Consider the following 25,260-nt stretch of genomic DNA (forward strand, 5'->3'; position numbering starts at 1 on the left):
ATGAGCGGACAATTGACCGGCAAGGTTGCTGTCATCACCGGCGGCACTCAGGGACTTGGTGCGGCCACGGCGCGACTTTTCGCGGAAAGGGGTGCAAAGGGCATCGTGATCTGCGGGCGTTCAACCGAGAAGGGCAAGGCCCAGTCTGATGCTCTGGAAACGCTGGGTGCGAAGGCCGTCTTTGTTCAGGCTGATCTTGAGAAGGTTGAGGATTGCCGCAAAGTAATTGCCGCAGCCGATCGGTCGTTTGGCAGTATCGATATTCTCGTCAATGCGGCCGGGCTGACGGATCGCGGCGATATACTCGACACCACTCCTGAATTGTTTGATCGACTTTTTGCTGTCAACACGCGTGCACCGTTCTTCCTTATTCAGGAGGCAATCAAGCTCTTTCGTCGGGACAAGGTTGAAGGCGCTATTGTCAATATATCGTCCATGTCTTCCATGGGCGGACAGCCGTTCATTGCGGCCTACTGCGCTTCCAAAGGTGCGCTAGATACTTTGACCCGCAATGTCGCTTATTCGGTATTGCGCAACCGTATCCGCGTCAACAGTCTCAATATCGGCTGGATGGCGTCGGATGGCGAAGATCGTATCCAGCGTGAGTTTCATGGCGCACCCGCCAATTGGCTTGATGACGCGGTTAAGGCCCAGCCGTTTGGTCGTTTGATCGACCCCGCGGAAGTTGCCCGCGCGATTGCGTTCCTGGCATCTGAAGAGTCTGGATTGATGACTGGCGCTATCGTCAACTTCGATCAGTCGATCTGGGGCGCATACGATTCGTCACCGCACCCTCAAACGCCGCTTTGATATTCTTGCCAGACTATTCTGTGCAAAAATCCTTCATAAATGTGCAGGATTTTTGCACCTGACGGTCAAAAAACTCAAATCTCTTGTGATCATGCTTGCTCTTACAAATTCTTGTGATTAACCAATCAATCCTTAGATACCGTTGAAATTGCGCTAAAAGGATGAGAAATCGTGGAGCAGGCAACGAGCGGAAAACGCAAAGGCGGACGCAAAGCGCTTTGGGCAGCTGTAGCAGTTATCGCCATCGCCGCAGCAGGTGCGGTCGGATATAAGATTACCCTCGAGAAAACTATCAACGCTCAGCTTGAAAGACGTGGTGGCAAGGCTGCTTCGGTTTCTGCCGACTTTCTCGGTCGCATTCATCTGACCGATGTGGTCCTGCCGCTGAAGGACGGGGCCAATGTAACAATCGCTTCGATTGAAGGCCGTCCAAAAGTGCTGTTTCTGAATGGCATGCTGGATGCCAAGGGCATCAATACACAGATCGCGCAGTTCAAGATTTCGCTGCCTAGCGTCCGTGTTGACGATGCGAATTTCGATATCCAGATGTTGCGCGACACCTTCGGTAATGGCGAACTGAACCTCGCCGAGCGCGTGGGACGCGTTTCGGCCAAGCGTATGACCGTGCCGGAAATCAACATTGTTCAGATGCTGAACGATAAGGAACAGAAGACGTCTTACAAGGATGTCACTCTGGAAGACATCGTTCACGGTCATGTCGCGCGCTATTCTTCAACCGGCGCGACCTTCGATCTTGACCTTTCGCTGCCTGACGAAAATGGTACGATCAATGAAGAGCGTATGGCTGGCACAATCGGTGCTTCCGAAGGCAAGGATATCGATGGCGTGTTCATAGCGCGTCTTTATACCGAAAAAGCTGGTCCAAACGACACGGAAGCCAAGCCTGTTTATGGTCCTTTCTCGGCAAAGAATATTGTCGTAAAGGGCTCGCAGTCGAACTTCAGCTATGATGAAGTTCGCAGCAATGGTTTTACCATGCGCCTGCCTGCGGAGCCGTTCACCGAGACACTGCAGAAACTGGAAGCAGCCAAGGACATTGAGTCTCTTTCGCAGGAAGAGCGTAAAGAATTCTTCATGCGTCTGATCGGTCTCTTCGACACGATCGGCAAGGGCGATGTCGAGTTACTCGGAATGAAGATCCAGCCGGGCGATCCGGAAAAGGGCGAAGGCAAAATCGACAAGATGGCGATGTCCTTCGATAATAAGAAGCTCGACATGTCGCTGAACGGCTTCTCGGCTGGTAACGGCACTGACTTCGTGAAGCTGGACGAATTTTCGCTCAAGGGCTTCAACTGGGCGCCTTCGGCAGAAGCAGTGACAAAGTTTGCAGGCTTGAGCGACGAGGAAATGGAAAATTTCCCGTTTACGACGATGCTGCCTGAATTCGGCACGATGGTCGTCAAGGGTGTCGACGCCGATCTTCCGGGCGACAGCAACGCCAACGACGACGTTGATGTTGATGAAGATCAGGACACAACAGCAACGCCGCCAGCTAGCGGTCTGCCTGAGCGCATCAAGTTCAGTATGAAGAGCTATGAGCTGGCCTTGAACAAGCCGTTCAATGGTATTCCTACGGATATCCGTGTTGCTTATGAAGATATGTCTTTGCCCGTTCCTGCGAACAGCCACGAGGAAATGTATCAGCAGCTGCGCAAGCTCGGCTATGACCGTGTTAATATTTCTTCCAATCTGGAAGCCAATTGGGATGAAGCGAACCAAAGCCTCGTCATCAAAGACCTTTCGGTCAGCGGTAAGGATATGGGTAAGGTGTCCATGTCCGGTCTGATGGGTGGTTTCACCAAGGAGTTCTTCTCCGGTGACAAGGTGCTGGCACAGGTTGCGCTTCTGGGCCTTAAGGCACGTGAAGTTAAGCTGAAGATCGAAGAGCAGGGCATCATTGCCAAGGGTCTTCAGTTCTATGCCGATGAAAACGATATGACTGTCGATGAAGCGCGCAGTACACTGACGCTGATCGCCAGTGCCGTTCTGCAGGAGCTTGCGGCCGATCAGCCGAAGCTTCAGGATGCGATCACCGCATTCTCGACTTTCATCGCGAAGCCGAATGTTTTTGAACTGACAATCAAGTCCAAGTCCGAAAAGGGTATTGGAGCGTTGGAAATGGTGGCTGCGTCACAGGATCCACTCTCAATGCTCGACAAGGTCGATATCGAGGCGAAAGCCGAATAAGGGTTTGTCCCTTATTTGATTTTAAATCGCTAATGCCGCTTTTAGAGCGCCGATCTGAATGAATCAGATTGGCGCTCTATCGTTTTAAATCAATGAACCGTGCTTTTCCAAAAAGCGATTCCGATTTTTAGATCGATGCTATAGGGTGACGGCGTCCAACCTCCATCATTCGGATTCACCTAATGCTTAAAAACATAAATCCATTGCTCACCGGATCACTTCTCGAAGTGCTTGCCGATATGGGCCATGGCGACGATTTGGTTATTGTTGACGCCAATTACCCTGCACAGGCTTCTGGCGTGCAGGTGCTGGACTTTCCGGGCATCAGTGCGACTGATGTTGCAGAAGCTGTGCTCTCACTGCTGCCGCTCGACGACTTTGTTGACAAGCCAGCGGCTGTGATGGCGGCGCCGAATGAAACCCCTGCGATTTTCGGTGAGTTTGAAGCCGTCATTGAGAAGGCTGAAGGACGCAAGATTGCTGTCGATCAGATTGAGCGTTTCGCATTCTATGACCGGGCGAGTGCTGCCTATGCAGTCATTCGCTCAGGCGAGAAGCGCCTCTATGGCAATATCATTTTTAAGAAGGGCGTTATTCGCTCTTAACAAAAAAGCCCCGCAATGCGGGGCTTTTTCGTGATGAAAAGTATTAGTTTTGCGGCTTTGACTGATGGTGTTCCATCTTGCCTTTACCACCGTGGTGCGGACCCTTTGGACCGTTGTGGTGGAATTTCTTACCAGCACGTAGTTCTTGGCGATCAAGTTTGCCGTCTTCGTTGCGATCGAGTGCTGCGAATTCTTTCTGACGTTGCTTCTCAATCGCCTCCAGCGTTATTTTACCATCGCCTTTCACGTCGAGACGGCGCTCCATACGATCAGCAGCGCGGCTCACCATGCGCTTAAGCGCAAGCGCTTCGATTTCATCGCGAGAGAGTACACCGTCGCCATTGGTATCAGCGGCTTTCAATTCATCCATGCGAGAAAACTTTTCAAGATCAATCGGGCCGCGTTTGCCCTTGGCTCCATCGGTTTGCGTAATGGAAGTATCCGTCGCTGACTTGTCTGTATTGTCGCTCGATTTGTCCTGTGCGAAAGCAGGGGCTGAAAGCAATGCCGATGCAATTACGGCAATATACAATGTCTTCGATTTCATAGTGTTTTGACTCCATCACTCTATACAAGGGCGCCGCTAATTGGCGTGTGAGTAATGTCGGCCATATTAGGTGAACCTGATATGAACAAGCCAATTAATAATCGGTAATGTTATGATGGCTTCTTTGCGAGGTATCTTTCTCTGAACATTGAGAAGAGGCCAGCAGCGACAACGATGCCCGCGCCAGTGACTACATTCCAGGTTAGTTGCTCCTGGAACACAAGGACAGCAATGAAAGCGCCGATAACGAGCTGCAAATATGTGAGCGGTTGTACTTCACCGGCTTCGAGAATGTCGTAGGCACGAATGAGGCAGTAATGGCTTGCAATACCACAGGCGCAGAGCGCTGCCATCCACGGCCAATCGTGCGGGGCAATCGATTCCAAATGAAACAGACCAACGGCTGTGAGAACGACCGCGCCACCGATGCCCGTATAGAAGAAGCTGGTCATCGCACTGTCATATTTGCTGACCGCACGCGTTGCGATGACGTAAATGGCAAACATTGTTGTCGCAGTTAGCGGGAACAGCAGGTTCCAGTCGAAATAGACGTGCGTCGGGTCAATAATGAGCAGAACGCCGAACAGTCCGACGACAATAGCGGTCCAGCGACGCCAACCCACTTTTTCGCCAAGGAAGGGCACGGAGAGCATTGTGACGAGCAGAGGGCCAACCTGGAAGATTGATTGCGCCATCGCCATGCCGACCCTGCTGAGGCCAAATACGAAGACAACAATTTCTGTTGCGAGGAGTACGCCGCGGAAAATCTGCAATGCAGGTTTCTTGGTTGATGCTGCGCGGGCAATGCCCCCAGACCGTGTGGCAAGCAAAATCACGAACACGGCAAAAGCCCAGTACCGCACCATCGTGATAAAGATCGGCGAGTAATGTGATCCAAGATACTTTGAGATGCCGTCCTGCGCAGCGAAGATGGCGACGGCAACAAGTGTAAATGTGTAACCAAGGCTTTTGGGGGTCATGGGGAACTCATAATCCCACCGTGCCGGTTTCGCCATGCTTAATTATGCATGGCCGTCGCTATTTATGAATGATGTTATTTGGGAGTAAAAAGAGCGTTAAATGCCGGTGCAACAAGTGAAGGCGGGATCGTCCAGCCATCATGTAATCAGCGGTAACTCTTTGTAAGAAAGGAGAAAATGGTGGGTGATGTAGGGATCGAACCTACGACCCGCTGATTAAGAGTCAGCTGCTCTACCAACTGAGCTAATCACCCACTCGCTTCTCCGAGGCAGCGGCCCCGGTGAGGTGAGCGGTTCTATAAAGGCCGCTTTTATGTCTGTCTAGCCTTCAATCGAAAAAAACCTAAAAAAAGTTTGACTGATTTCAAAAAGCCCAGAAATGCGCAGTTTTCTGAAAACAGCTTCTGCACGCATTTCGAGCATAAGTATCGGCTAATCGTTTTAATTGCTGATGAATGGTTGATTGAAAGGAATCAAATCACCCATGATTCTGTTTTTGAATCATTTTTCTTTGTTCGACGTTGTAACCTGCCTTGCGAATTTCCATATTTGCAAAGCTCGATCAGGACATGTCCAGGCCACGCAAGAGAGGGGATTGGCATTATTCGTTTGAGCTTAATCATTTGCGCTGCAAATGTCGCAGTCATGTCATCAATTTTTGATGCTTGTCTGAGATGCTTCGGCATATAAAAGACTTGATAAGCAAATATGATTTTTGCCATTGAGTAAAAATGTTGCAAGCGTTTGTGACGCGCAGGCAGGCGAGGGGTTCATGCACCGGATTAACCTCGTTTCAGAAAACCAGAAGTCGCCCCGATGTCGGGATGCGGTTTCATAATTCGGTTCGCGGCATTTTGAGGACGGAATGGAAAGCATAATTAGCGATCTCGGGCAGTTCATTTCCGATCATCGGGTATGGGCGGGTCCTATCGTGGGCATTATTGCCTTCGGCGAGTCTCTCGCTATTATCGGAATGTTCATTCCAGCTACCCCGATCATGCTCGCGATTGGTGGTTTGGTGGGGGCCGGGATCGTTGAGCCGTGGCCGATCATCATCGGTGCAATTGTTGGTGCTGTTATAGGCGACATTGTTTCGTATTTTCTCGGCTGGTGGCTTGGCCGCAGCATCATTCATAAATGGCCACTGAACAAGCACCGCAGTGGTGTAGCGCGTGCGCGTCTGCTGTTCAGGCGCTATGGTTTTTCTGCAGTCTTCCTTGGACGTTTTTTCGGACCAGTTCGGTGTACCGTGCCAATGGTCGCGGGCATGATGTCAATGGACCAGACACGCTTCCAGACTGCAAACGTACTTTCCGCGATGGTTTGGGCACCGGTCATGTTCCTGCCAGGCTGGCTTGCTGGGCGTGGTTTCGGCGTTTTTGCCAAAATGAATGGCGATCACATGTTCTGGTTTGTCATCGGCATTACAGCTGTGACAATCGTTGCAACCGTGATCGGCATGCGCTTTTTCAAGGGGCGTCCGCGTCGCGAGCGCAAACGCGGCGTGCATGTTTCTCCAGCTGAATAGCATATGGTCTTGCGCGCGAGCCGCGCGTCTGCATAATGCAGCGATCACATGTCCATATGACAACATGGCATTTAGGAGCAGGCAGCGAGCCTGTTTCGTGTCTCTTTAAAAGGTTCATCGCGCTTTATGCCCGACGACAGTTCTGACGATTCGTCTTCACGAAGTCCCGCTCCCTGTATGGGAGCATCGGACTTAAAAGGCTTTGAGCTTTCTCACGCCGTCTGCAGTTTCTTTGGGCCGATCCGTATTTCAACGGTTCGGGAGGGAACCGCATGCGGCGTTTTTTCTGTTTCCTCTTCACTCTGATTTTATAGGAGCCGACACATCATGGATTGGTCCATGGACTGGATTGCCGACCCCAATGCCTGGATAGGTCTCGTGACATTGGTGGTGCTAGAAATTGTTCTCGGCATCGACAATCTCGTCTTTATCGCCATTCTGGCCGATAAACTTCCACCTCATCAGCGTAATCGTGCGCGTATAATTGGTCTTTCGCTGGCCTTGCTGATGCGCCTTGCATTGCTGGCTTCGATCTCCTGGATCGTGACGCTGCGTGAACCGCTGATCACCGTGATGGAGCTTTCGTTCTCTGGCCGCGATCTCATTATGCTGGTCGGTGGTCTGTTCCTTCTCGCCAAGGGTACGATGGAGTTGCATGAGCGCCTTGAGGGTGCACATGGACATAAGAACACACGCGTCGCACATGCAATCTTCTGGCAGGTTATCGTTCAGATCGTCGTACTCGATGCTGTCTTCTCGCTTGATAGTGTGATCACAGCGGTGGGTATGGTGCAACATCTGCCGGTCATGATGATTGCCGTCATCATTGCTATCGTAGTAATGATGCTGGCATCCCGCCCGCTCATGGACTTTGTCAACAAGCATCCGACAGTGGTTATCCTCTGTCTTGGCTTCCTGATGATGATCGGCTTCAGCCTCGTCGTTGAAGGTTTCGGATTCCATATTCCAAAGGGCTATCTCTACGCGGCTATCGGCTTCTCAGTGCTGATTGAGGCTGCGAACCAGATGGCGCGCAAGAATCGTGAGAAACTGGTCACCACCAACGATCTGCGTGAAAGAACCGCTGGTGCTGTGTTGCGTCTGCTGGGTGGTCATCGTGGCGATAATCCTTTGTCGGATACGGTTGATGTGATTGCTCAGCAAACCGCAGCCAGCGATGTCTTCTTGCCGGAAGAAAAAGAAATGATCCGCGGCGTTCTCGATCTTGCAGATCGTCCTGTGCGCTCGATTATGTCGCCGCGAAACGAAATCGAATGGCTTGATCTTGATGAAGATGAAGCAGAACTTCATCAGGCGATCCGCAAGCTTTCGCATTCGCGCGTCATTATTGCCCGTCGTCAGGTCGATGAGTTTATTGGCGTAGCATCGGTCAAGGATCTGTTGCTCGATATGAGCGATAAGAAACCGATTGATTGGGATAACGTCGTCAAGCAACCGCTGGTCATACATGAAAACGCTAATGTGCTGCGGGTCATGGAACAGCTTCGTGTTTCACCCGTGCAGCTTGCTATCGTTGTAGATGAGCACGGCTCCTTCGAGGGTGTGGTGACGCCTACAGACGTGCTTGAGGCAATCGCTGGCGAATTTCCTGATGAGGACGAAGAAGCTGCTGTTGCGGAATCAGATGGACAGGGCGGCTATCTTGTCGATGGCTTCACCGATATTCGCCGTCTGAGCAGTATCCTGCAGCGGGATCTTGTTGATGACGGCGATCGCTACACGACGCTTGCAGGCTATGTCCTTTGGCATCTGGGTCATCTGCCTTTGGGTGGAGAAAGCTTCATGGCGGACGGTTTCGAGTTTCACATCGAGGCCATGAGTGGTCGACATGTCGAGAAAGTTCGGATTAGGCCGGTCGACGACTACGAGGTGTAATTTGGAATAATTTTGCGGGTATCTGCGCGGGTACTCGCAAAATATTTCACCCTGTTAACTCCGATAAAATAAGTCGGATATTGACTTTATCGCAGAAGCCTTCAAAATTAACACATCGTTCATTGTTGCGGCGAAAGCGCGACCCAAATTGGGCTTCAGATTGCAGCATTGAAATGATGATCGCGAAACGGGCGCGAACAGGAGGCTCTTATGAACCGCAAACTTCAATTGCTGGTACACGGCGCTAAAGATACTGTGCTGCGCATCACGGCTTATCTGGAACAGCCTTGGCGGGGAATGAAGCTGAACGCCGAAGAAATCGCAGAGCGGCGCCGTAGCCGTCTAGAGCGTGGTGAGCAAAATTTCCTTTGGTGCTGGCAGCATCGCGGCTTCTGGTAGAAGCTAAAATCTGAAAGAAGTTTAGAAGGCCGGGTGTGTAAGCTCCCGGCCTTATTGTTTTTATTTCCTATATTGGGCTTTAGTTGGAAAATTTTTCTCATGCTGATTTTGTGATTAGGCGGGGTTTCCAAGAATGGTTGTGAAAGTAGTTTATATATTTAAATCAATGATTTAGATTGATTCTTGGCCTTCTCTCTGTAGATTTGTTTCCTACAGCGTCAGCCCAAAAATCGGAATCGATTTTCGGAAAGCGCGATGCGCAGATTCAATGGCTTAGAGCATCTTTTGTGCGCCCAAGAGGGCGCAGGGCGCTCTGGCTGAAATCGATTTATGGGCGCTTTGCGCAAGCAAAGTGAGAAGGGTGCAATCTATGAAGAAAATTATTCTATATGCGGCGGTGGCGCTTGGTCTGGGTGCGGCCCCTGTTCATGCGCAAGAGCCAAAGGAAATCCTTAACGTATCTTATGACATTGCGCGTGAACTTTACGAGCAAGTCAACAAAGCGTTTGTGGTTGACTGGAAGGCCAAGACTGGCGAAGACCTCACTGTTAATCAGTCTCATGCCGGTTCATCCAAGCAGGCACGTTCCATTCTCGAAGGTCTGGAAGCCGACGTCGTGACCTTCAATCAGGTGACTGACGTTCAGGTTCTGCATGATAAAGGCGATCTGATCCCTGCCGATTGGCAGAAGCGTTTACCGAACAATTCTTCACCTTACTATTCTTTCCCGGCTTTTCTTGTTCGTGAAGGCAATCCGAAAAATATCAAGAACTGGGACGATCTCGCGCGTGACGATGTGAAGGTCATTTTCCCGAACCCTAAGACCTCGGGCAATGCACGCTATACCTATCTTGCTGCGACTGCTTACGCCAATGAAGCTTTCAAAGGTGACCAGGAAAAGGTTCACGAGTTCATCGGAAAGATCTTCAAGAATGTGCCTGTGTTTGATACAGGCGGTCGTGGTGCAACGACAACCTTTGCCGAACGCGGCATTGGTGATGTTCTCGTAACCTTTGAAGCCGAAACACGTGGAACCGAAAAGGTTCTGGGCGAAGACAAGTATGATGTCGTTGTGCCTGAAGTCAGCCTACTCGCTGAATTCCCAGTCACTGTCGTTGATAAGGTTGTCGACAAGCGCGGCTCACGCAAGATTGCGGAAGCTTATCTCAATTATCTCTATGCACCGGAAGGTCAGGAGATCCTTGCGCAGAACTTCAATCGCGTCCACGACAAGGATGTGATTGCCAAGCACAAGGATATTTATCCTGATGTGCGTCTCGTAACGGTCGAAGATGCTTTCGGTGGCTGGGAGAAAGTGCAGAAAGATCACTTTGCCGAGGGCGGCGTGCTTGATCAGCTCTTCACGGCTAAGTAAACAAGACTACCTGGCGAGGGCACCCAGCTCTCGCCTTTCTTTTGGAAAAATCCAGTGTCGCTTCTGAGCATGAAACGCAATTCGGTGCTGCCGGGGTTCGGATTGACCCTTGGCTGCACCTTGCTTTATCTGGCTATCATCGTAGCCCTGCCGCTTCTGGCAATGATCCTTAAAACTGCAAGCCTCGGCTGGAGCGACTTCTGGAATATCGTCACATCGGATCGCGCACTCGCAACGTATCGCATTACAATTAGTGCTGCCGCCGTAGCCACCGTGTTCAACGGTCTGTTTGGACTGCTGCTCGCATGGGTGCTGTCACGCTATCAGTTTCCGGGCAAGCGACTGATCGATGCCGCGGTTGACTTGCCATTCGCTTTGCCCACGGCTATTGCTGGTTTGGCACTGGTGACGTTGTTTGCTCCAAATGGTTGGTTCGGGCGTTATCTGGAGCCATTGGGCATCAAGGTCGCCTATGCGCCACTCGGCATCATGATCGCCATGTTTTTCACCAGCATTCCCTTTGTCATTCGCACAGTACAGCCGGTTCTGGAGGACATGAGTGCGGATGTGGAAGAGGCCGCACGCAGTTTGGGCGCCAGTCCTTGGCAGATATTTTCACACATCATCTGGCCGACCATTTTCCCGGCCTTTCTCGCAGGAGCGTCGCTGTCATTTGCGCGCAGTCTCGGCGAGTTCGGATCGATTGTTTTCATCTCTGGTAATCTGCCCTTCGAAACAGAAGTAACGTCGTTGCTCGTTTTCATCCGGCTTGACGAATATGATTATCCTGCCGCTGCAGCGCTGGCCTCAGTGATGTTGTTGATGGCGTTCTTCATGCTTCTCGTGACCAATCTTATTCAGGCAAGGCAGCTTCGTTATGCAGACCGTTAGTGCGAGCCTGCAGGCGCGTAATGCGCCTGGTCCAGTGCGAAACTTGCTGATCTGGCTTGCGACCATTCTGTCGATAATTTGTATCGGCGCACCCTTGGCGCTTATTTTCTCTTACGCGTTCAGCAAGGGCGTAGGTGTATTTTTCGGCGAAATCCTCAAGCCTGATACGCTGCATGCCGTCTGGCTGACTATTCTGACGGCAATTGTGGTTGTGCCGATCAATATGGCTTTCGGTATTTGCGTTGCATGGCTCGTCACGAAGTTTCGCTTCCCCGGACGCAGGTTGCTGATCACCTTCGTCGAGATTCCTTTCTCTGTCTCACCGATCGTTGCCGGCGTGACCTACCTCTTTCTCTACGGTTCGCAGGGGCTGCTCGGGCCGCTGCTCGAATCCTATGATGTGAAGATCATGTTCACGGTTCCGGCGATTTTTCTGGTGAGCCTGTTCGTGACATCACCTTTTGTGGCGCGCGAACTTATTCCGTTGATGGAAGTGCAAGGAAGTGACGAGGAAGAGGCTGCCCTTACACTTGGTGCCAATGCGTGGCAGACATTTTTCTATGTGACATTGCCCAATATCAAATGGGCGCTGCTCTATGGTGCCGTGCTTTGCAATGCGCGAGTGATGGGCGAGTTTGGGGCTGTGTCGGTCGTATCGGGTGCTATTCGCGGGAAAACTAATACACTGCCGTTGCAGGTCGAACTTCTGTTCAACGACTATAATGTCGCCGGAGCCTTTGCGGCTGCTTCAACGCTGGCTGGCATTGCACTTCTTACGCTCGTTCTGAAAATCTGGCTCGAACGCAAGCAGCACAGTTAAAGCATTTCCAGCAACAGTGGGAACCGGTTTTGCGTTCGGAAATGCGTAAAAACAAATAGTTACAGCGGTTCCAACGATTCAATATTAACTGGAACCGCTGTAAAAATAAAACCGCCTGCTTTTTCGAGAGCAGGCGGCTTGCGGTCACGCTGCTTGGGAGAGCGTGTGTCTTATTGGTTCGCGGTGAAGCGATGAGGCGAGGATTGAGCCTTCCGGCCAACGGCTGAAACCGCTTTCCACATTGATGTGTCCGGCATGGCCGACATCAACAAACCCGGAACCCCAGATATTAGCGAGCGCTTCCGCCTTGGCGAAGCTCATATAATTATCATTGCGGCTTGCAACGACAATCGATGGGAAAGTCAGCTCATGACGTGGCAGGGGAGCGAAGCTTGCAAAGCGGCTGTCTTTGCGGGCCATAGTTTCAACGTCTGCTGGCGCGACCAGAAGTGCACCAGCCACATGCGCTGCCGCAGGGCGGCTTGCGAGATGGGAAACCAGAATACAACCAAGACTGTGGGCGACCAGAACTGCGCCTGGGTTCTCAGCGAGTTTGGCCTCGAGCGCGTGCATCCAGTCGGATAGCACAGGATAGTGCCAGTCGTCTTGTTCGACAAGCACTGCTGACGGATCGTCATGCAACCATTGGCGCTGCCAGTGGCCTGCTTCCGATCCCTTGTAACCGGGGATGATCAATGTCGCAGGCATGCGTAGTTCCTCTTGGAAATGCCTTGAGATAAGGCTGTTTGTGCTGTGCATTGGGAGGTTATGCGAAGCAATTTCCAAGATAGGGGCAGTTCAACGTCAATTTAAGGAATATTAATTCAATTAGAGGCGAGTAAGTGAAAATTATACCCGCCTCTCAAGCTCTATTTCTTTTGTTTGTCATTCCAGCGGAGAACGAATTGCGACTTCTCGAAAATGAGAACCACGATCAGCGACATGGCAAATGGAATGAGCAGATAGAGCAGACGAAAGACGATGAGCGCCGCCAGCACATCGGCGGGATTCATATCAGGCAGGCCAGTGAGGAATACCAGTTCCAGTACTCCTAGACCGCCTGGAGCGTGCGATATAAGGGCGGCTGAGAACGAGACCAGGAAGATGCCGAGAATGATCAGGAAACCAGGATTTCCTGCTTCCGGAAGTGCGAAATAGATGATACCCGCAGCGCCAATGAGCTCTAGTGGAGCGACAATCAGCTGCTGGGTGACGACAGGCAGGCGCGGATATTCAAGACGAAACTTACCGATTTGCAATGGGCGCAGCTGCAACCAGCTACCGAATACATAGAGCAGAACAAAGGTCAACATCAGCAACGCGATGACAATCGACACCGTCGGAGTAAGGTCTGTATTGAAGCGCATGAGAATATGCGGTTCCAATAGCAAGACGATGCTAGAGGTTATGATCACGCCAAGGATGAATGTGAAAGAGCAGAAGGCGATCAGTACAGCAATTTCACTGCCGGGCATGCCTTGCGAGGAATAAGCGCGGTAGCGAACCACAGCACCGGATACGACCGATGCGCCGATATTGTGCGATAATGCATAGGTCGTAAATGAGCAGAGGGCTATGAAGAGCCAGGATATTTTCCGACGTAGATGAAGAAGTGCGATGCGATCGTAACCTGCTAGCGAACTATAGGCGAGAAGGGCTGCTGCAGTTGCCAGCAACCAATGATGTGCACGGATCGCGTAGAGACTATCAAGAACGTCTTCAAGCGAAATGCTGCGTAGCTCCCTATAAAGAAGCCAGGCTGAAACAATGACTGCTAGAATGCCTATTACTGGCCAGATGTAATCCTTGAACTTCATTAACCAATCACCGCAACTTCAACTCGCATGTAATTCCCCTTTATTGATCGTCCCGGTCTTTGCATCAGGTTGCTTCCGGTTCGATCCCCTTCAATTCAACCAAAGTTTCGGACGAAGTGCGAGGTGCCTGAACGTTCTCGCTCCGCTTCCCATTTATAATCGCTCTCTCCATGGCTCCGGCGATTTCCGCTTCACCAAGGATGACGGAGTCCGCACCAAGATCGTGCAGATACTGTGCTTCTGCTGGCGAACAGGCACGCACAATGATGCGTAGACTTGGGTTCGCCGCACGAGCGAGTGATGTAGCACGCCCCGCTTCAAATGCATTTGGTATAGCAATCACCAGATTGATCGCTTCCCGAGGATTCGCCGCTTCCCATATTCCTGCATCAGAGGCATTACCCGCAATAGCTTCAATGCCGATTTCTTTCAATCTGAAATAAATCTTGGGCGAATCTTCGATCACGAGGAAAGGAATGTGCTTTTCCTGAAGACTTGCAGTCACGCGTTTGCCGATTTGGCCGTAACCGACGACAATTGTGTGGTGTTTCAAACCTGTCAGCGGCAAAGGCATAGGCTCAGATACGTCCACGTTTGTTTCGCCCGATTCTGCCGAGGTTATGTCGTTGCCCATACGCTTCTCAATCCACGGCCGCATACGTTCAGCAACGATGAACATGACAGGATTGAGGAAGATGGACAGGATCGCGCCAGCGAGGATCAAATCACGACCCTCGGGCGGCAGCAAGTTGAGACTGACGCCAAGGCCCGCCAAGATGAACGAGAATTCGCCGATCTGCGCGAGGCTTGCCGAAATGGTCAGAGCAGTGCCGACCGGTCGCCGAAATGCACGGACGATGAAGAATGCTGCTACCGATTTGCCAACCAGAATGATCAGGAGTGTTGCGATCAGGGGCAGGGGATCGCGAATGAGGCTCATCGGATCAAACAACATGCCCACAGAAATGAAGAACAGAACCGCGAAAGCATCACGCAAGGGCAGCGATTCTTCTGCAGCTCGATGACTGAGCTCAGACTCGCTCATCACCATGCCTGCGAAAAATGCGCCAAGTGCGAAGGAAACGCCAAAAAGATGAGCCGCGCCGAACGCGACGCCGAGAGCAATCGCGAGAACGCCCAGTCGGAAAAGCTCGCGCGAGCCGGTCTGCACGATGACGTTCAAAACCCATGGGATTACTTTGCGTCCCACCACCAGCATGAGAGCCACAAAAACGGCGACCTTTGCGATAGTGAAAAGAATGATGCCACCAATGCCGAGGCCGAGCCATTCGGCGATTGGATCGCTTGCTGCGGCATGGTTGGTCTGGCCGCCGATACTTGCAAGCGCAGGTAGCAGAACCAGCGCCATGACCATGGCCAGATCTTCGACGATGAGCCAACCAACGGCGATGCGCCCCCGCTCAGTATCGATAAGACGCAGATCCTGCATTGCGCGCAAAAGCACCACCGTACTCGCGGTGGAGAGTGCAATGCCAAAAACCAGTCCGGCTTTCACATCCCAGCCTAGCGCAAGGCCGAGAGCGGTACCCAATGCTGCTGCTGTTGCGATTTGCGCCAGTGCGCCGGGAACAGCAATCGCTTTGACGGAGAGCAGGTCTTTGAGAGAGAAATGCAGGCCAACGCCGAACATCAGCAAAATAACGCCGATTTCAGCCAATTGGAGAATGAGTTCCTGATCGGCAACGAAACCGGGCGTGTGCGGGCCAGCGATGACGCCAGCAAGCAGATAGCCGACAAGAGGGGAGATTTTAAGACGGGTGGCAATGGTGCCGAAAATAAAGGCCAGACATAACCCAATGACGATTGTCGCAATCAAAGGCGTGTCATGGGGCATAGGGATGCCTTCCCGTTTTCAGTCTTATAAATTTTTATGGAGAGCCGGGCATGATCGAAACCATGCCCGGCAATGAGGTTATTTCTGTGCAGCTGCGTTGTCTTCAAGCACCTTGTGCGCTTCCTGACGATGCTGCCACCAGTTGCCCAGCAACAGCAGGATCGGCGCGGCGATGAAGATCGACGACGTCGTTGCAATGAAAATACCGAACAGCATCGGCACGGCAAAATTATGAACGGCGCTGCCGCCCCAAATTGCCATTGGCAAGAGACACAGGAACGTCACGACCGAAGTATAGATACAACGGATGAGAACTTGATTGATACTCATGTCAACGATTTCACGCAGAGGCTTCGATTTATAAAGGCGCATGTTTTCACGCATGCGGTCATAAACCACGACCTTATCGTTTACCGAGTAACCGATAGCGGTCAGAAGCGCTGCGATGGCTGTCAGGTTGAAGTCAAGCTGAAGCAGTGCGAAGAAACCGACCATCTTCGTGGTATCGAGAATCAATGTGATAATCGCGCCCACTGCGAAGAACCACTCGAAGCGCCACCAAAGATAGATGAGCATACCGAGTGCCGAAAGCACGACCGCGATGAAGCCTGAACGGGCCAGTTCGCCGGAGACCTTTGGTCCCACAACTTCTGTACGCTCAATCTTCACGCCTGGATCGATTTCAGTGACGGCGTCGCGCATCTTGTTGACTGCGACTGTCTGCGCTTCTTCGCCGCCATCCTGACGTTGAATACGGATCAACACATCATTCGGGCTGCCGGCAGATTGCAGGGCAACTTCACCAAGGCCAAGTCCACCGAGCTTTTCACGCAACTGCCCGAGATCGGCTGGTTGTGAGGTGGTGATTTCTGCCTGAATACCGCCCTTGAAGTCGATACCGTAATTCAGCCCCGGCTTGAAGAAGAGCACGATCGAAGCAATCGACAAGACAATGGAGACGCCGATACCGAAGAAACGCGCATTCATGAAGCGGAAGTTTGGGTTTTCAGGTGCAATCTTTACCAGTGGCTCGATGTGAAGCACCTTGAGTTTACGACGGCGGACATACCACCCCATCGCCATACGAACCAGCGTCACGTCGGTGAACATCGAAATCACGATACCGAGCATCATGGCGACAGCGAAGCCGCGTACCGGACCTGTGCCGAACATGAAGAGAAGCAATGTCGAAATCAGCGAGGTGACGTTGGAGTCAACGATTGTTGCGAAAGCGCTATGGAAGCCTCGGTCAAGGGCAGCCATCGCGCCAAGGCCTTTGCGCGTTTCTTCCCGAATACGTTCGTTAATAAGAATGTTCGCGTCAACCGCGATTCCGATACCCAAAATGATACCGGCGATACCGGGCAATGTCAGCGTCGCGCCGATAAGGCTCAATGCTGCAAAGGTCAGCAGCGTGTGGAGCAGGAGCGCCACATTGGCGATCAAGCCCCAAACGCCATAAAGAAGCTGAATGAAGATTGCGACCAGAATAAAGCCAGCAATACCAGTGATCAGACCCATCTTGATGGCGTCGCCACCAAGGTCGGGACCAACGGTGCGTTCTTCGATGACGGTAAGTGGAGCGGGTAGAGCGCCTGCGCGCAAGAGTGCAGAGAGAACAACACTGTCCTGAACTGTGAAGCTACCGCTGATCTGGCCGTTACCACCCGTGATTGGCTCACGAATGACCGGCGCGCTTAGCACCTTGCCGTCAAGAACGATCGCAAAAGGCCGATTGACGTTCTTAGTCGTAATATCCGCAAACTGACGTGCGCCAAGGCTGTCGAAGCGGAAGGAAACGATTGGTTCGTTGGTACGCTGATCAAATCCTGCACGCGCATCGGTCAGACGCTCGCCGGACAGGGCAACCTGATCTTCAATCGGGTATTTGATGTTGGGATCTTTTGAATCCGGCAGAATGCTGACGCCAGGCGGCGGTGCATCATTCGGATTTGCGTCCGCTACCATGTGGAAGCTCATTTTCGCCGTGCTTCCGAGAAGCTGGCGAAGCTGTGCCGGATCTTGAAGGCCTGGAAGCTGAACGACGATACGGTCAGAGCCCACGCGCTGGATCGAAGGTTCGGCAACGCCAACCTGATCCACACGCTGGCGGATGATTTCAAGGCTTTGCTGAAGCGCTGAATCAAGACGATAGCTGAAGCCAGCCTGTGTCAGCGTCAGGCGGATCTGATTGTCGCTGGACGCGACATCGATATCGTTGATCGCTGCGCCGAAACCGCTCGTATTAACCTGCGAAATCAGTGTCTTGAGAGCAGTGTCAGCTTTTGCACGCTGATCGGCGTCAGGGATAGTCACAATGACGGAATCACCAACGGCGCGGATCGACTGCGGCTGAATGCGTTCCGCACGCAGCTTGCCGCGCGCGTCGTCAAGAAGTGCTCGCATACGATCTTTTTTGAGACCAGCTGCATCCACTTCAAGGACGAGATACGAGCCGCCACGCAAATCGAGGCCCAACGTAACTTGTCGTTTCGGGAACCAGGACGGCATCGCGTCAAGGTGCTGCTGTGTGAAGAAATTGGGCAAGGCGATAATGACGCCGATCAAAACGATCAGGCCATAAAGCACAGCGACCCATTTAGAAGTACGCATGAGTTGAAATTCCGGATATTGAGCGCTTCAAATTTCGTATTAAATACAAAAGCTTAAAACGCATTTTTTCGTAAGTGATTCAGGACTGGTCAATGCCAATCTCAAGGACGATCTTTCAGGCACTCACGGGTGGTGCACGAACCGAAGCATGTGTGCCTCGTGAAAGTCTCAAAATCGTGTTTGTGATTGCAGCCTCGACAGGCTTTGTGTCGAAGAATGCAAGATCACTCGGCAGTACCGATAGGCCTGCACCATTTCCATCAGGATATGCTGCTTTGATTTTTGCTGCAATTGCCTCTGCAAGAACGGCGCGCATTGGCTGCGGTACAGGCGTCGATTGTTGACGAGCAGGTATAGCAGGTGCATCAGCAACCTGCTGCGCGGCCATGCTTTTGGGCGTATTGCGGGAGGCTTCATTACCGAGTGCAGAAAGGTCCACAGCAAACATAAAAGCTGCAAACGACAGGACGCACGTCACGAACAGCATGAAACCATGCTGACGATGACGATCAGTGTGCTGATCCTTGTTGTTTGTGCCCTTAATCAAAACGCTCGGACTTTCCTCTACAGTCTTTCCGCAGAAATTAGCCAGTGCCAGAGTGGTTTTCCATCGGTCTAAGCCACTCTAGTTATTCGATTTTATGCAAAGCCCGATTCAAAAATTTTGTATTCTTCTCGGGACTTAGCGTTGACACCTACAGCATCGATTCAGAAATTGGAATCTATTTTTGTCGAGTTCAGTGCGTCGTTTTGAATGGCGGCTTGCGGTACGGTGTGAATTAGCAGGTGAGCAAGGGCCGAGGTCACCAACAGAAACGTTCGTTCGTCTATAAAACAAATTTAGATTTTCAGGCGGATGTTGTAAGGCTTGCTTCCGCTTTAACGAGCCTTATGTTGAAACAGTGATCGTGAAATTGGCAGAGTTCAAATTGGCATATTTACCGACGTTCCGCGCCATTGCATTTGCATTGTCCGCTTTTGCTGTGTCGCTTGGGGGGCTGGACGGTTCTTTTGCTCAGGATAACAAACCGAAACCGGTTCAGCCTGCTGCTCAACAGTCGGCTCCCGCTGAAACTCCTGTTCCGGCAGCGGCCGTCCCCGCGCCAACTGCAAATAGCACACCAGTCTCCAGCGTGGTGCAGCAGCAAAAGCCGATCATCAACGATCTCAAGCAGCAGACGAAAACCATCAATGATCAGTTGCAGAAGTCATCCACCAGCGATGAAACGCTGGCCAATCTCAAGCTGCAGCTTGATGGTCTTTCCAAGAAACTGCTTGATGCAGGCGTAGCATTTCGTCCGCGTCTGACCGAAATTAACACGCGACTTGAGCAATTGGGTGCGGCTCCTTCGGGTGATCAACCAGCAGAGCCAACCATTGTTGCAGAAGAGCGTGCGCGCTTGGCTGCTGAAAAAGCCGAAATCAATGCAGTCATCGGCGAGACCGAGGATGCATCGCTATCAGTCAATCAGATGTCGGCAAAAATCGGCAATATGCGCCGTGATTTGTTTGCTCAGACACTCTCTCAGCGGGTCAGCCTCGACCTGACGCTTGGTACGGAAGTTACATCCGCTGCGGGCGACCAGATGGTTTCGCTGTGGAGCATTGTAAAATCATGGTGGCGCTTCGTTTCAACCTTCAAGCTGAACTCGTTTCTTGCCGCGGCTTTTTTTGCATTCGTCGCGGCATTGATCATCCAGCTTGGCGCGCGCCGTATGCTTGGTTCTCTCTATGAGCGCGATCCAACAATTGAAGCGCCATCCTATCTGAGCCGCCTGTCCGTGGCTTTCTGGTCAACAGCTATCCCATCGGGTGCGGTTGGTGTTTTCCTCGCCACAACATATTTCTTTCTCAATTACTTCAATGTCTTAAGACCTGATATAGCAGCACTTTTACAGTCGCTCTTTATTGTTCTCGGCATTGTTTTCTTCATTAGCCGGCTCGCGTTTGCCTGTATCAGCCCCTACACACCCGCGTGGCGACTGGTTCCTGTAGCCCCCCGTCCGGGCCGGGTTCTTGTCTGGCTGATTACTGGTATGGCGCTGATCAACGGGCTCGACTCGTTCTTTGGCAAGGTCAATCAAATCCTTTCCTCGCCACTTTCACTGACGATGGCAAAAAGCCTGCTTTCGACTGTGGTAATTGGCGTTTTGATACTGATCATAGCACTGTTGAAGCCTATTGAGAGAAACGGTGAAGAGGGCGTTCGCCCTTGGCCGAAGGCATTTCGGATTTTCCTGATTATCCTGGGCCTGCTGCCAATCTTCGCTGCGGGTTTCGGTTTTATCGGTCTTGCCCGCTTTGCAGCGCAGCAGATTGTCGTAACCGGCGCTTTCCTCGTGACCATGTATCTCGGTTTCCTTACAGGACGTGCCATTTCGGAAGAGCAGGCTTTTGCTTCCAGCCCGATTGGGCGAGTGATGCGCGATCGCTTTCATTTTGATGAAGCGACTCTCGACCAGATCGGGCTTGCGGTTGGCATTCTCATCAATTTTGTCGTGGCATTGGTCGGTATACCGCTTGTGCTTATGCAGTTCGGTTTCCAGTGGTCAGAGCTGAAAAGCACCTTCTACAATCTGATGACGGGCTTCCAGATCGGAAATATTTCCATCTCGCTGATGGGGATTCTCACGGGTATCGCACTTTTCGTCCTTGTCTATCTGATGACGCGCTGGTTCCAGAACTGGCTCGACAACAGTGTCATGGCACGCGGGCGCGTTGACTCCGGTGTGCGCAATTCGATCCGCACAGTGATCGGCTATGTCGGGTTGGTTCTTGCAGCTCTTGTCGCCGTTTCTGCGGCAGGCTTCAATCTTTCCAGCCTCGCACTGATTGCTGGTGGTCTGTCACTTGGTATCGGTTTTGGTCTTCAGAATATCGTCCAGAACTTTGTTTCCGGTCTGATCTTACTGGCTGAGCGGCCGTTCAAGGTTGGTGACTGGGTTGAAGCGGGAACCGTCAGTGGTATCGTCAAAAAGATCAGTGTTCGTGCGACGGAAGTGGAGACGTTCCAAAAGCAATCGATCGTTGTTCCTAACTCAACCCTTATCAATGGCAACGTCGGTAACTGGACGCTTCGCAATAAGCTCGGACGTATCGATATCAACGTGCAGGCAGCCTATACGGACGAGCCACGTCGCGTTCACACGTTGCTGCTGGAAATTATCCGCAGCCATCCGTCGATCCTAAAAAATCCGGAGCCGTTCGTAGCCTTTCAGAGCATGACGGACTCGCTGATGATCTTCGATGTCTATGCGCATGTTGCAGATATTACATCGACGGGTGGTATCAAAAACGAGTTGCGATTCCAGATTGTTGAGCGATTCCATGCTGAAGGCATCCAGCTGGCTTCATCTTCCACTGATCTGGTGCTAGGAGTTTCTGAAATAGAGAAACTGTCCGAGCTGGTTAATAAAGATGTCCCGGGCGCTGCAAAAAAGCGAAAGGAAAAGCCATCGGAGCCAGAAAAGGCTGATAAGCCAGAGCACGATGACAAGGTCTGAATAAACAGATGCAATTTATGAACATGTCGTTCAGTTGCAGTTCAGTTTTGAAGCTTTATAAATGATCGTGAAAAGGGACAGGCGCACTGTCTCGGAGCAATAAAGCCGATATCTGGCTCGAATGTTCGAAGTGTAGCGGAGCAGGGGAAACGATATGAACAGAACTCAGATCAATTATGCTGGCAAGGTCGCATTTGGTGCAATGCTCGCGATTTCGTTCTCCATACCGAGCCTTTATGCTGCGACCGTTGCCAATAACGACAGCTCAGCACAGACCATCGTTGTCACCGAGGGCGCTTCCAAACGTGAAATGCTTGTTGCACCGGGCGAAACAGTAGATTTTTGCAGCGGTGGTTGCTTTGTAACCTTCCCGAATGGTGATCGTGAGGCGCTGAAGGGCGACGAAACGATTACGATTTCCGGGGGCAAAGTGACTATCCAGTAAGCTGATCGTAATACCAAGACGCTGAGACGCTGGCGCATCAGGTCTTGAAAATGTTCAATCGCCACACGCGCTTACAGCGGTTCCAGTTAATATTGAATCGTTGGAACCGCTGTAACTATTCGTTTTTACGCATTTCCGAACGCAAAGCCGGTTCCCACTTTTGCTGAAAATGCTTTAACCAATATCCTCTGAGTCCCACTTAGCGGATATTGGCATAAGAAATTGAAAAAGCCGGGGTATTGCCCCGGATTTTTTATCAACTACGCGGCTTGAGGTTTTCTGGGTCGTAAAGCGGCTTGTAGCCAATCGACACGACTTCGACGGGGTAGGTCTCGCCGAAATATTCCACGTCGAGCTTACGGCCTTCCTGACAATAGGACCAAGGCAGATAAGCAAGTGCGATGTTCTTGCCGATGGTCGGGCCGTAAGCAATGGATGAGGTGAACGAACGGCGTCCAAGTTCATCGACCAGTGTTTCGCCGGTTTCAGGGTCCATAACCGGCAGGATACCGACCGGGTAGCGAGCCACACCCTTTTTATCGACGTTCTCGCTCATAACCAGCGTGCAGAGCATAGCTGGCTGATGTTCGCGAGCCTTGTATTCAAGGTGTTTGGCCTTACCGCTGAAGTCAGCTTCCTTGACCTTTGGGCGTGCGAGGTCCGCTTCGAGCAAATTATACTCGGTGAGCAGGTCTGCATTCTGAAGTCGAAGGCTTTTTTCCATGCGGCGCGTATTGGCATAGGTTTCAACGCCCACGGCGACCGCGCCGGTGGAGCGCAGCGCGTCCCAGATGGCAAGACCGTCCTCATAGCGCATATGCAATTCCCAGCCCTGTTCGCCAACATAGGAAATGCGGAACGCGGTTACGTCTTTGCCTGCAATGCGGATCGGCTTGATGGCCGCAAATGGGAAGTTTTCGAGATCAAGACCTTCAGGATTTTCGACAACCTTCTTGAGATTGTCGCGGGCATTCGGTCCCCAGATTCCGATGGTGACGTATTTTTCCGTTACATCAGTGATGGTAACATCAAAGCCTTTATCTTCGGCTACGCGACGCATGTAATGGAAGTCGCGCGGACCAGCATCGGCGCCGTTGATCATGCGGATACGGTCAGCCATGCGGATCGCAGTGAAGTCGGCACGCACCATACCTTCCTCGTCGAGGAAGTGGGTGTAAATGCCTTTTCCGATATTGGCATCGCCGCCGATCTTTGCGGCACATAGCCATTCCATCAGTTCGACATGATCTGGACCTTCAATGTCATACATGGCGAAATGTGAAAGATTGATGATGCCACAATCGTCGCTCAGAGCCAGATGTTCGGCGTTGGAAACGCGCCAGAAATGGCGGTTGTCCCATTCGTTTTCACGTACCGGAATGCGGTCGCCGTATTTTTCCAGTAGATGTTCATTAGCAGCATAGCCGTGTGCACGCTCCCAGCCGCCAAGCTCCATGAAATGGCCGCCAAGTTCCTTCTCGCGTTCATAGAATGGCGAGCGGCGAATATTACGCCCCTTGGAGAATGGCTCTCGCGGATGGACTGCTGGGTTATAGACCTTCATCGCGGTTTCGGTGCAGCGATCCCAGATGAATTGCTCGGTCATCTGATGCGGATAGAAGCGCGAATAATCGATGGCATGATGATCGATGGAAGTACGGCCATCGGTCATCCAATCGGCGATGAGCTTGCCCATGCCGGGTCCGTCCTTGACCCAGATGGCAACCGCATACCAAAGGCCGCGCACCTTCTGACTTTCGCCCATAGATGGACCGCCGTCAGTTGTCACCTGCAGGAAACCATTGAAAGAGTGGCTTTCATTATAGCCCAGTTCTCCAAGGATCGGCGTCAACTCGATTGCGCGTTCAAGCGGTTCGAGAACTTGTTCCATATCGAGATCGCGCTGTGATGGCGACAGACGCGCTTCATGCTTTTCAAGAAGATCACGTGGATGGCAGAGGCGCGGATTGGTTTCCTCGTAATAGCCCCATTCGATCTGACCGCCTTCGGCAGTCTTCGGGTCGCCGGTATCGCGCATATAAGCTGAATTGCCTTGATCGCGCAGAAGCGGCCAGCCGATTTCCTTGCCGGTTCCGGCAAATTCATTGTAAGGGCCAAAGAATGTCAGTGGATGGTCAATTGGCATGACCGGGAGGTCTTCGCCGACCATTTCAGCAATAATACGGCCCCAAAGACCAGCGCAGATGACGACGTAATCGGCTTCAATCGTACCGCGATGTGTGACGACGCCCTTAATGCGACCATTCTCAACAATGAGCGACTGCGCCGGGGTGTTGGCAAAGCTTTGCAGTTTGCCTGCAGCTTCAGCCTGATCGATCAGCTTGCCTGCTACTGTTTGTGAGCGAGGGATGACAAGACCTGCATCCGGATCCCACAAGCCGCCCTGAACGAGACTCTCTTCAATAAGAGGGAACTTCTCTTTGACCTCCGATGGTTCCATCAGGCGAGCGCGTGTGCCAAAGGCTTTGCCCGAAGCCACCTTGCGCTTCAACTCTTCCATGCGGGAATCGTCGCCAACACGCGCGACTTCAATACCGCCGACGCGGGCGTAATGGCCCATCTTTTCGTAGAAATCGATGGAGTAGAGCGTCGTCCAGCACGACAGGAAATCATGACTGGTCGCATAGCAGAAATCGGATGCGTGCGCTGTGGAGCCAATATCGGTGGGGATGCCGGACTTATCGATACCGACGATATCGTCCCAGCCACGCTCAATCAGGTGATGAACGACCGACGCGCCAACGATGCCGCCGAGCCCGACAATGACTACTTTGGCCTTCTTAGGAAACTCTGCCATTTTCTGCGATCCCATTTTGTATTTGACGGAATCATAGTGGTTGGCATTGGCCGACAATTGTCATTCTACGACATAATAACGGCGTGAGGCGACCGAAGCTTATTGGTTGTTACACATCGATTAGAATGCGCTGATCTAATCATACGTCAA

19 protein-coding genes and 1 tRNA gene are annotated in these 25,260 nt (G+C 51.9%); 11 read left to right on the forward strand and 9 right to left on the reverse strand.

The features are described 5' to 3' along the window. From QBD00_RS02165 to QBD00_RS02175, 3 genes are all read left to right on the forward strand, one after another. Positions 1 to 810 carry an SDR family oxidoreductase gene (locus QBD00_RS02165; RefSeq protein ID WP_095446902.1) on the forward strand — a complete coding sequence of 270 codons (810 nt, stop codon included), beginning with the start codon at positions 1 to 3 and terminating at the stop codon, positions 808 to 810. Positions 811 to 981: 171 nt separating this feature from the next. Further along, positions 982 to 3,018 (forward strand): hypothetical protein, encoded by a 2,037-nt coding sequence (locus QBD00_RS02170; protein WP_191792995.1) that lies wholly within the window; start codon positions 982 to 984, stop codon positions 3,016 to 3,018. Positions 3,019 to 3,200: 182 nt separating this feature from the next. After that, entirely contained in the window at positions 3,201 to 3,623 is a 423-nt protein-coding gene (locus QBD00_RS02175) for an RbsD/FucU family protein (RefSeq protein ID WP_095446900.1), read from the forward strand. A 43-nt stretch (positions 3,624 to 3,666) separates the two neighbouring features. Here QBD00_RS02175 and QBD00_RS02180 read toward each other — a convergent pair whose 3' ends face one another. From QBD00_RS02180 to QBD00_RS02190, 3 genes are all read right to left on the reverse strand, one after another. Beyond that, positions 3,667 to 4,170 (reverse strand): EF-hand domain-containing protein, encoded by a 504-nt coding sequence (locus QBD00_RS02180; protein ID WP_151093788.1) that lies wholly within the window; start codon positions 4,168 to 4,170, stop codon positions 3,667 to 3,669. A 110-nt stretch (positions 4,171 to 4,280) separates the two neighbouring features. Beyond that, entirely contained in the window at positions 4,281 to 5,150 is an 870-nt protein-coding gene (locus QBD00_RS02185; protein ID WP_318578548.1) for a DMT family transporter, read from the reverse strand. Positions 5,151 to 5,328: 178 nt separating this feature from the next. Then, a tRNA-Lys gene (locus QBD00_RS02190) sits at positions 5,329 to 5,404 on the reverse strand. A gap of 611 nt (positions 5,405 to 6,015) precedes the next feature. Here QBD00_RS02190 and QBD00_RS02195 point away from each other — a divergent pair. The 6 genes from QBD00_RS02195 to cysW all read left to right on the forward strand — a co-directional run bounded on the left by QBD00_RS02195 (position 6,016) and on the right by cysW (position 12,059). Further along, positions 6,016 to 6,678 carry a DedA family protein gene (locus QBD00_RS02195; RefSeq protein WP_095446897.1) on the forward strand — a complete coding sequence of 221 codons (663 nt, stop codon included), beginning with the start codon at positions 6,016 to 6,018 and terminating at the stop codon, positions 6,676 to 6,678. Positions 6,679 to 7,005: 327 nt separating this feature from the next. Continuing rightward, on the forward strand, positions 7,006 to 8,574 hold the full coding sequence (locus QBD00_RS02200; RefSeq protein ID WP_095446896.1) for a TerC family protein: 1,569 nt from the start codon (positions 7,006 to 7,008) through the stop codon (positions 8,572 to 8,574). A 210-nt stretch (positions 8,575 to 8,784) separates the two neighbouring features. Continuing rightward, positions 8,785 to 8,973, forward strand: a complete 189-nt coding sequence (locus QBD00_RS02205) for a hypothetical protein (RefSeq protein WP_318578549.1) — start codon at positions 8,785 to 8,787, stop codon at positions 8,971 to 8,973. A gap of 370 nt (positions 8,974 to 9,343) precedes the next feature. Then, a complete protein-coding gene (locus QBD00_RS02210; protein WP_318578550.1) occupies positions 9,344 to 10,348 on the forward strand; it encodes a sulfate ABC transporter substrate-binding protein in 1,005 nt (334 codons plus the stop codon). Positions 10,349 to 10,417: 69 nt separating this feature from the next. Further along, complete coding sequence (gene cysT, locus QBD00_RS02215; RefSeq protein ID WP_095447921.1) at positions 10,418 to 11,239, forward strand: sulfate ABC transporter permease subunit CysT; 822 nt, start codon at positions 10,418 to 10,420, stop codon at positions 11,237 to 11,239. Beyond that, entirely contained in the window at positions 11,226 to 12,059 is an 834-nt protein-coding gene (gene cysW / locus QBD00_RS02220; protein ID WP_318578551.1) for a sulfate ABC transporter permease subunit CysW, read from the forward strand. The genes cysT and cysW overlap by 14 nt, the downstream gene beginning before the upstream one ends. Before the next feature lie 144 nt (positions 12,060 to 12,203). Here cysW and QBD00_RS02225 read toward each other — a convergent pair whose 3' ends face one another. The 5 genes from QBD00_RS02225 to QBD00_RS02245 form a co-directional block, all read right to left on the reverse strand. Continuing rightward, positions 12,204 to 12,767: an alpha/beta hydrolase gene (locus tag QBD00_RS02225; RefSeq protein WP_095446892.1), complete on the reverse strand. Its 564-nt coding sequence runs from the start codon at positions 12,765 to 12,767 to the stop codon at positions 12,204 to 12,206. Positions 12,768 to 12,928: 161 nt separating this feature from the next. Continuing rightward, the gene (locus tag QBD00_RS02230; RefSeq protein ID WP_095446891.1) at positions 12,929 to 13,876 is read right to left on the reverse strand and encodes a lysylphosphatidylglycerol synthase domain-containing protein; all 948 of its coding nucleotides are present in this window, start codon (positions 13,874 to 13,876) and stop codon (positions 12,929 to 12,931) included. 64 nt (positions 13,877 to 13,940) lie between these two features. Further along, complete coding sequence (gene ybaL, locus QBD00_RS02235; protein WP_318578552.1) at positions 13,941 to 15,731, reverse strand: YbaL family putative K(+) efflux transporter; 1,791 nt, start codon at positions 15,729 to 15,731, stop codon at positions 13,941 to 13,943. A 78-nt stretch (positions 15,732 to 15,809) separates the two neighbouring features. Then, positions 15,810 to 18,344 (reverse strand): protein translocase subunit SecD, encoded by a 2,535-nt coding sequence (gene secD, locus QBD00_RS02240; protein WP_095446889.1) that lies wholly within the window; start codon positions 18,342 to 18,344, stop codon positions 15,810 to 15,812. 115 nt (positions 18,345 to 18,459) lie between these two features. Further along, positions 18,460 to 18,831: a hypothetical protein gene (locus QBD00_RS02245; protein ID WP_318285352.1), complete on the reverse strand. Its 372-nt coding sequence runs from the start codon at positions 18,829 to 18,831 to the stop codon at positions 18,460 to 18,462. A 442-nt stretch (positions 18,832 to 19,273) separates the two neighbouring features. On the opposite strand from QBD00_RS02245, the gene QBD00_RS02250 reads away from it, so the two are divergent. Then, complete coding sequence (locus tag QBD00_RS02250) at positions 19,274 to 21,847, forward strand: mechanosensitive ion channel family protein (protein WP_318578553.1); 2,574 nt, start codon at positions 19,274 to 19,276, stop codon at positions 21,845 to 21,847. 154 nt (positions 21,848 to 22,001) lie between these two features. Then, positions 22,002 to 22,292 (forward strand): hypothetical protein, encoded by a 291-nt coding sequence (locus QBD00_RS02255; protein WP_095446886.1) that lies wholly within the window; start codon positions 22,002 to 22,004, stop codon positions 22,290 to 22,292. A gap of 256 nt (positions 22,293 to 22,548) precedes the next feature. Here QBD00_RS02255 and QBD00_RS02260 read toward each other — a convergent pair whose 3' ends face one another. After that, on the reverse strand, positions 22,549 to 25,110 hold the full coding sequence (locus QBD00_RS02260) for an FAD-dependent oxidoreductase (protein WP_318578554.1): 2,562 nt from the start codon (positions 25,108 to 25,110) through the stop codon (positions 22,549 to 22,551). Between the last annotated feature and the right edge of the window lie 150 nt (positions 25,111 to 25,260).

Source organism: Ochrobactrum sp. AN78, from assembly GCF_029909885.1.
Taxonomy (GTDB): domain Bacteria; phylum Pseudomonadota; class Alphaproteobacteria; order Rhizobiales; family Rhizobiaceae; genus Brucella; species Brucella quorumnocens.

What these genes read in the sequence shown, in the direction of transcription:
- QBD00_RS02165 (WP_095446902.1), top strand. Translation starts at nt 1, where the DNA reads ATGAGCGGACAATTGACCGGCAAGGTTGCTGTCATCACCGGCGGCACT.
- QBD00_RS02255 (WP_095446886.1), top strand. Translation starts at nt 22,002, where the DNA reads ATGAACAGAACTCAGATCAATTATGCTGGCAAGGTCGCATTTGGTGCA.
- QBD00_RS02200 (WP_095446896.1), top strand. Translation starts at nt 7,006, where the DNA reads ATGGATTGGTCCATGGACTGGATTGCCGACCCCAATGCCTGGATAGGT.
- ybaL (WP_318578552.1), bottom strand. Translation starts at nt 15,731, where the DNA reads ATGCCCCATGACACGCCTTTGATTGCGACAATCGTCATTGGGTTATGT.
- QBD00_RS02225 (WP_095446892.1), bottom strand. Translation starts at nt 12,767, where the DNA reads ATGCCTGCGACATTGATCATCCCCGGTTACAAGGGATCGGAAGCAGGC.
- QBD00_RS02175 (WP_095446900.1), top strand. Translation starts at nt 3,201, where the DNA reads ATGCTTAAAAACATAAATCCATTGCTCACCGGATCACTTCTCGAAGTG.
- secD (WP_095446889.1), bottom strand. Translation starts at nt 18,344, where the DNA reads ATGCGTACTTCTAAATGGGTCGCTGTGCTTTATGGCCTGATCGTTTTG.
- QBD00_RS02185 (WP_318578548.1), bottom strand. Translation starts at nt 5,150, where the DNA reads ATGACCCCCAAAAGCCTTGGTTACACATTTACACTTGTTGCCGTCGCC.
- cysT (WP_095447921.1), top strand. Translation starts at nt 10,418, where the DNA reads ATGAAACGCAATTCGGTGCTGCCGGGGTTCGGATTGACCCTTGGCTGC.
- QBD00_RS02210 (WP_318578550.1), top strand. Translation starts at nt 9,344, where the DNA reads ATGAAGAAAATTATTCTATATGCGGCGGTGGCGCTTGGTCTGGGTGCG.
- QBD00_RS02205 (WP_318578549.1), top strand. Translation starts at nt 8,785, where the DNA reads ATGAACCGCAAACTTCAATTGCTGGTACACGGCGCTAAAGATACTGTG.
- QBD00_RS02260 (WP_318578554.1), bottom strand. Translation starts at nt 25,110, where the DNA reads ATGGCAGAGTTTCCTAAGAAGGCCAAAGTAGTCATTGTCGGGCTCGGC.
- QBD00_RS02245 (WP_318285352.1), bottom strand. Translation starts at nt 18,831, where the DNA reads ATGCTGTTCGTGACGTGCGTCCTGTCGTTTGCAGCTTTTATGTTTGCT.
- QBD00_RS02230 (WP_095446891.1), bottom strand. Translation starts at nt 13,876, where the DNA reads ATGAAGTTCAAGGATTACATCTGGCCAGTAATAGGCATTCTAGCAGTC.
- QBD00_RS02195 (WP_095446897.1), top strand. Translation starts at nt 6,016, where the DNA reads ATGGAAAGCATAATTAGCGATCTCGGGCAGTTCATTTCCGATCATCGG.
- QBD00_RS02180 (WP_151093788.1), bottom strand. Translation starts at nt 4,170, where the DNA reads ATGAAATCGAAGACATTGTATATTGCCGTAATTGCATCGGCATTGCTT.
- cysW (WP_318578551.1), top strand. Translation starts at nt 11,226, where the DNA reads ATGCAGACCGTTAGTGCGAGCCTGCAGGCGCGTAATGCGCCTGGTCCA.